This is a genomic window from Rhodopila globiformis (assembly GCF_002937115.1).
In the GTDB taxonomy this organism is placed as follows: domain Bacteria; phylum Pseudomonadota; class Alphaproteobacteria; order Acetobacterales; family Acetobacteraceae; genus Rhodopila; species Rhodopila globiformis.
The window spans coordinates 1-6298 of the sequence record NZ_NHRY01000225.1; the positions used below are offsets into that span (position 1 = coordinate 1).

The following is a 6298-nucleotide window of genomic DNA, read 5'->3' on the forward strand; positions in this document are numbered from 1 at the left end:
CGTGTGCCGCGACAGGTGGCCCGGACAAGCCGGGCCATGACGATGGGGGAACGCTCTTGGCGCCCAGGCAAGCACTTGATTTTACGGTCATTTCCGACTCGTTTCCAGGATGTGTGCATTGCGTAGGGACACGCCCGGCCATGACGGTGAGGCAACGGACTTGGCGCCGTCAGCGCGTCTTCGGGATCTCGAAGCCGGCGCCGCGTTCGATGTACTTGACGATTGCCGTCAGGTCCTCCTGCGCGGCGCCCTGGTGCATCGCGTGCTTGAAGACCAGCCGCGCCGCCTGGCAGACCCACATCGGCACGCCCAGATCCTCGCCCTGCGCGATCGCCAGGTCGATGTCCTTCATCAGGATATGCATCTCGGCGCCGTAGTCGAAGCTGCGGGTCAGCACCGACAGCGGGAACTTCGACTCCGTCGCGCTGTTCCGCCCGCTGCCGGCGTTGATCGCGGCCAGCATCACCTCGGGGTCCAGGCCGCCCTTGGCGCCCATCACGAACGCCTCGGCGGTGGCCGCCAGCGCCACGGCGGAGAGGATGTTGTTGGTCAGCTTCAGAACCTGCGCCGCGCCTGGCTTGTCGCCGGCGATGGTGACGGTGCGGCCCCACAGGTCGATCATCGGCCGCAGCCGCGCCACCGCCTCAGGATCGCCCGAGACCATCACCGACAGCGTGCCGGCACGCGCGCCGGGCGGCCCGCCGGAGATCGGGCAATCGACGACGGCGATGCCCTGCGCCGCCATCGCCTGGGCGATCTCGGTGAGGAACGGCACGCCGACGGTGCAGGTGTTGACCAGCAGCCGGATCGCCTTGCCGGCCGCCAGCCCATCGGGCCCGGACACCACCGAGCGGAACGCCGCCAGGGTGGGCAGCGAGACGAAGACGATCTCGCACTGGTCCGCGAGGTCGCGCGGCGAGAAGGCGCGGCGGGCCTGCCGCTCCAGCAGCGGCTGCATCGCCGCCTCGCGGATGTCGTACACCGTCAGCCGGTGGCCGCCGTCCAGCAACCGGGTCGCCATCGGCAGGCCCATGTTGCCGGTGCCGAGGAATCCCGCCTCCATCAGGGTGCCGTCAGCCGGTACACCCGGGCGGCGGTGCCGCTGTACAGCGCGGTCTTCTCGGCCGCCGAGGCGTTGGCGGTGATGCGCTTGAAGGCGTTCCACAGCTCGGTGTAGCCGCAGGACTGCTTGTCGGGCGGGAAATTGCTTTCGAACATGCAGCGGTTGACGCCGAACGCCTCGATGCAGGTCTCGATGTACGGGCGCCACGCCGCAGCCAGCTCCTCGGACGACGGCGGAACGTCGCGTTCATGGAAGTCGAAGCCGAACGACGTCATGCCGAGGCCGCCGAGCTTGACGGCGACGTTCGGGCATTCCGCCATGGCGCGGATGTCCTTCGCCCAGCTTTGCAAAATCTCCTGCCGCCGGCCGGCATACGGGCCGACGCCGAGCACGCCGCCGACATGATCGAGGATGATGGTGGTGTCGGGGAACGCCCGGGTGAGGTCGACGGCATCGGATAGTTGCGGATGATACTGCCAGGACTCGAAGCTCAGCCCCAGTTTGGCAAGCTGCGCGAAGCCCTCGCGGAAGGTTTTGTCACGCACGAGGTGCAGCGGCACCTTGCGGGAGGCGTGGCGGCTGATCGAGTCATGCTCGTCCCAGGCGACCCCCTGGCGGATGCCGCGGAAGCGTCCGCCGGCGACGGCGATCTCGGCCTCCAGGACATCCCGCACCCGGGCGCCGATGCGCAGATCGGCATACCCGACGATGCCCTCGGCGACGCGGCACGGGCCGTAGTTGCCCGAGGCGCTCATGGCGGCGATGCCGTTGACGAATTCCACCTCGCCCACCGGCGCCATCTCGGCGGGGCCGTGCTTGCGGTACATCGCCTGGCATTCCAGGAAGACGGTCGAGACGATGTTATGGCCGCCGCCGATGTCGGCGAGCAGTTCCGGCAGGAAGTAGTGGCCGCGCTGCGGCGTGTCCCAGAAATGATGGTGCGGATCGATGATGGGCAGGTCCGGCTCCAGCGCCGCTTCGCGCGGGCGCTTTTCCAGCCATGCTTTCAGGGCTGCGTCCTTGCGGTCGATCAGGCCTGGGTATTCGCGCTTGGCGTCGCCGACTGCCGGCATGTCCGGTCCTCCCGCTGCTGCCTTGTTGGTGGCAGCATGCGGGCGGCCGGGCGGAATCGTCAACGTGGCGGCGCCCGCTGGCGCTGTGGCGGGGGCTCAGTCGCGGCGGACGGTGCCGACCAGCGCGGCGGGAATATCGCAGCGGCTGAGGCCGATGTCGCCGAGCAGGCGATCGCTGAAGCCTTCCAGGGTCCGGCGGTCCTGCACCAGCCTGCGGCGCCGGCTCCAGGCGGCGGCGACGCGGGCGAAGCCGGCGGGCAGCGGGATGTGCCGCGCCGCTTTTGTCGGGTGCGGGCCGCGGCCGGGCAGGCGGATGGTGTGGGTCAGGTTCATTGTCACGCTCCTTCGGTTGTGCCGGCGTGGGCCGGCGGTCGGACGAAGGACGTTCCTCTCATTGTGCAGTGCAGCATAAGGTGGCGGGCGTAGATGGTGTCAAGCGAAACAGATTTTCAAACGGCTGTGACTTGTGGTTTGGCAACGGGGCGTAGCGCGGCGGGGACAACGAGGGGGAGAGGCACGGGCGCGGGGCAGCAACGGGACGGGGCGGTGGATCGGCATGTGACGCGGCGCGTCGGGGCAGCGTTATCCCGAATTTCAAGGCCTGATGCGGCAAGGCGGGGGCGGACCGGCGCCGCTGTGCGAGGTGCCGGGCTGAGACTCGTTGGCATTGAAATGAGGCTGTCTGTTGCCACCGCGTCATGGCCCGGTCCGTCCGCGCCACCTGCCGCGGTACACGTGCTTGAACTGATGGCGGACAAGCCGGGCCATGACGCGGTGGCAACCATCGTGCCGCCGGCCTGCTATTTTACGCCCATGGGGCGGAGACCACCGTCATGACAGTCACCGGCAAGAGCAGAGCGTTGCATCTGCCCGGCCGGGTTAAGGCAGCCAAATGGCGCCCCTCGCCCGGTGGCGGGGGGGGGGCGGCGCCGGATATGCGCGGCCATTATTACAGCGTTCCAGCCGGACGGCGGACGCCGCCGCGCTACCCCTGGAACTTCACCAGCCGACCGATTGGCTCGCCCAGCACTTCGTCCTCGCGCATGACGACGTTGCCGCGGATGATCGTCGCCACCGGCCAGCCGGTGACCGGCATGCCGGCGAACGGCGACCAGCCGCAGGGCGAGACGATCCACGATTCTTCGATCCGCCGCTGCCGCTTCATGTCGACCAGGGTGAAGTCGGCGTCGTAGCCGGCGGCCAGTCGCCCTTTGCCGACGATGCCATAGACCCGCGCCGGCCCGGCGCTCATCAGGTCCGCCATCCGCATCAGCGACAGCCGCCCGGCGTTCACGTGGTCCAGCATGATCGGTACCAGGGTCTGGATGCCGGTCAGCCCGGCGGGACACTCCGGCCAGGGCAGCAGCTTCTTGTCCCGTGGATGCGGCGCGTGGTCGGAGCCGACGGTGTCCACGGTGCCGTCGTTGATCGCCTTCCAGGCCGCTTCACGATGTTCTTCGCCGCGGATCGGCGGGTTCATCACGCCGAAGCCCTCCAGGCGGTCGTAGCAGTCGGGGGCGACCTGGGTCAGGTGGTTCAGCAGCACCTCGCACGTGGCGACGTCGCGGAAGTCCTTCAGGTAGTCCAGCTCCTGCCAGGTGGAGACGTGCAGGATATGCGCCGGCCGCCCGGTCTTCCGCGCCAGCGCCATCAGCCGGCGGGTGCCCAGGAAGGCGCATTCCTCGTCGCGCCAGACCATGTGGTTGGAATACGGATCGCCCGACCTGAACATCGGCTTGCGGTCCTGCAGGCGGTATTCGTCCTCGCTGTGGAAGGCGATGCGGCGGCGGCCGGCGCGCATGACCATTTCGATGTGCTCGTCATCCTCCACCATCAGGTCGCCGGTGGAGCTGCCGGCGAAGATCTTGATGGCGCAGACGCCGCGGCCGAGTTCCAGGTCGGCCAGGGCGTTGATGTTGGTCTTGGTGCCGCCGATGTACAGGCCCATGTCGCACCAGGCGACGTCCTCGGCATAGCCCTGCTTCCAGGCCAGCCGCTCGGCATCGGTGATCGAGGGGTTGGTGTTCGGCATGTCGAACACCGCGGTCAGGCCGCCCAGCACGGCGGCTTTCGTGCCGGTGGGGATGCTCTCGACCGCCTTGTTGCCGGGGTCGCGCAGGTGGACGTGCGGATCGATCAGCCCGGGCAGCACGTGCAGGCCGGTGGCGTCCAGGGTCTTCTCGGCGGTGGCGTCCGGGCCGACACCCAGGGCGACGATGCGGCCGTCACGCACGCCGATGTCGGTCGCCTCCAGGCCCCAGGGCAACACGCAGGTGCCGTTGCGGATCAGCAGGTCGTAATGGGCGGGCATGAGCGGTCCTTTGTGTCGGTTGGCCGCTTCTTACCATCGTCCGGGCGGCGGGGTCACGGTTCATCACGGATGCGGGGGCGCGGGGGGGCGGCGCCGTGTGGCGTTCCGCCCCATCCGGTTCGGCGCGTCCCACGGTTGCGTTGGGCATCCCGGCGCCGATGCGGGAACCATGCCGGGTCGTGAGCGTCACCGGGATCGCAGGCCCGTTTCCCGGGCGATGGCGGCCAGCTTGTTACCGGGTCGGGGCGACCCAGCCGGCGGACGAGGGGGGCACTCCCTTGGCGGTGCCCGCAGGCCCATCCATGGGCGCGCCCCAGTTAGCCGCCGCCCGCGCCGAGGTCGCGGGTCCCGCGCTGCCCGGCGTCGCCTGCAGCGCAGCCAGCAACCGCTGTGACGCGACGCCGTCCACCGGCAGGCCACTGGCCGACTCATAGGCCGAAATGGCGCCGCGGGTCTTCGGTCCGCTGTAGCCGTCGGCCGCGCCGCGCAGGTAGCCGAGGCGGATCAGCTCGGCCTGCGTCGCGCGCACCGTCGGGTCCGGCGGCGCTGCCGCCACCGGTGCCGGCATGGCAACGGCCAGCGGCGCGAAGCCGGGCACCTGGTTGCCCTTGGCGTACATGCACTGCGAGAAGGCGGCGTCGTACTGCCCCTGGATGCCCATCTGGCCGTTCTGGCTGGTGTTCGCGCCGATGGCCGCGCCCGCCACGCTGCCGACGCCCGCGCCCAACCCCGCGCCGAGGCCTGCATTGCCCCCCAGGGCGCCGCCGGCGGCGCCCACGCCCGCGCCCAGCGCGGTGGTCAGCAACGCGGCGCCGACCGCGCGCTGGTTGGCGGCGTCAGCCTGGCCCCGGACCTGATCGGCCGCGAAGGCCTTGCACATGGCGTTGTCGGCCTGGAACTGATCGAAGCTCTTGCCCGGCCCGGGCATCACTTGGACGGTCGGGCCCATCGGCGTCATGGCGCAGCCCGCCAGTGCCGCGGAGGCCGATATGGCGAGAACGAGGCGTTCGATTGCAGGACGGTGCGTGGGCATGCGACGGATCTTTCCCGGAATATGTCCTAATAAGGAACATTATATGCGGTTTGGATGCGCGGCAAGCGTATATTGACACATAAAGTTACAATCCAAGATTGTCCTATGAGGGTCCGTTTGACGGCGTGGCCAGGCACCCGGTCGATGGACCCGCCATGCCGGTTGAACCCGCGCCGCGCGTTTCCTATCATTGCCGGGCAGTCACGGAGCACCCGATGGCCGACGCCGCCCCCAACCCGGGGCCTGACCGCCCCATGTCACGCGCTGACTACCGAAGCTGGGCCGAGGCGCAGCCGCGCGGCCGGTATGAGCGGGTTGACGGCATGGTCGTGGCCATGGCGCCGGAGCGGAAAAGGTGTTCTCGGAACAGGTTTCCTCCGTTGCCAAGCGTGACGTGCTGGCAACCTATCTTGCCTTCCTTCGCGAAGGCGACGTGTTGATCGTCTGCAAACCCAATCGTTTGGCCCGTAGCACGGCTGAATTGCTGACCATTCATGCGGACTGTTGGAAAAGCGCGGGATTGGCTTGATCGTCCTGAGCATGGGCGGGGAACGCCCGGATACCCGCAACCCCACATCGAAGCTGATGCTGACCATCCTTGCTGGCGTGGCGACGTGGGAACGCGAGATCTAGGGCGTGTCGTCAATTAAGCCAAACGACGGCGGCGGCGAGGTGGACCGCGGCGAGGAAGTTGCGGGCAGTCTTGTCATAGCGGGTTGCGATGGCACGGAACTGCTTGAGCCTGGCGAAGAAATTTTCGATCAGATGGCGCGCCTTGTAGAGGTCGCGGTCGTAGGTCCGCGGCGAGCGGCGATTGG

At 68.7% G+C, this 6298-nt stretch carries 6 protein-coding genes and 1 pseudogene; 1 reads left to right on the forward strand and 6 read right to left on the reverse strand.

The genetic code is table 11. The features are described from left to right. Positions 1-169: 169 nt before the first annotated feature. The 5 genes from CCS01_RS21580 to CCS01_RS21600 all read right to left on the reverse strand — a co-directional run bounded on the left by CCS01_RS21580 (position 170) and on the right by CCS01_RS21600 (position 5480). Positions 170-1063: an NAD(P)-dependent oxidoreductase gene (locus CCS01_RS21580; RefSeq protein ID WP_104520835.1), complete on the reverse strand. Its 894-nt coding sequence runs from the start codon at positions 1061-1063 to the stop codon at positions 170-172. Next, positions 1063-2136, reverse strand: a complete 1074-nt coding sequence (locus tag CCS01_RS21585) for an amidohydrolase family protein (RefSeq protein ID WP_104520836.1) — start codon at positions 2134-2136, stop codon at positions 1063-1065. Before CCS01_RS21585 ends, CCS01_RS21580 begins: the two co-directional genes overlap by 1 nt. A 96-nt stretch (positions 2137-2232) precedes the next feature. Continuing rightward, entirely contained in the window at positions 2233-2469 is a 237-nt protein-coding gene (locus CCS01_RS21590; protein ID WP_104520837.1) for a DUF1127 domain-containing protein, read from the reverse strand. 652 nt (positions 2470-3121) lie between these two features. Beyond that, on the reverse strand, positions 3122-4447 hold the full coding sequence (locus CCS01_RS21595) for a dihydroorotase (protein ID WP_104520838.1): 1326 nt from the start codon (positions 4445-4447) through the stop codon (positions 3122-3124). A gap of 232 nt (positions 4448-4679) precedes the next feature. Next, entirely contained in the window at positions 4680-5480 is an 801-nt protein-coding gene (locus CCS01_RS21600; RefSeq protein ID WP_104520839.1) for a peptidoglycan-binding domain-containing protein, read from the reverse strand. Between the two features lie 394 nt (positions 5481-5874). Here CCS01_RS21600 and CCS01_RS34440 point away from each other — a divergent pair. Continuing rightward, positions 5875-6113, forward strand: a pseudogene (locus CCS01_RS34440) (recombinase family protein). 9 nt (positions 6114-6122) lie between these two features. Here the strand turns inward: CCS01_RS34440 and CCS01_RS21610 are convergent. After that, positions 6123-6298, reverse strand: a 176-nt coding sequence (locus tag CCS01_RS21610; protein WP_146101497.1) for a transposase, incomplete at its 5' end; no start/stop codon positions are given.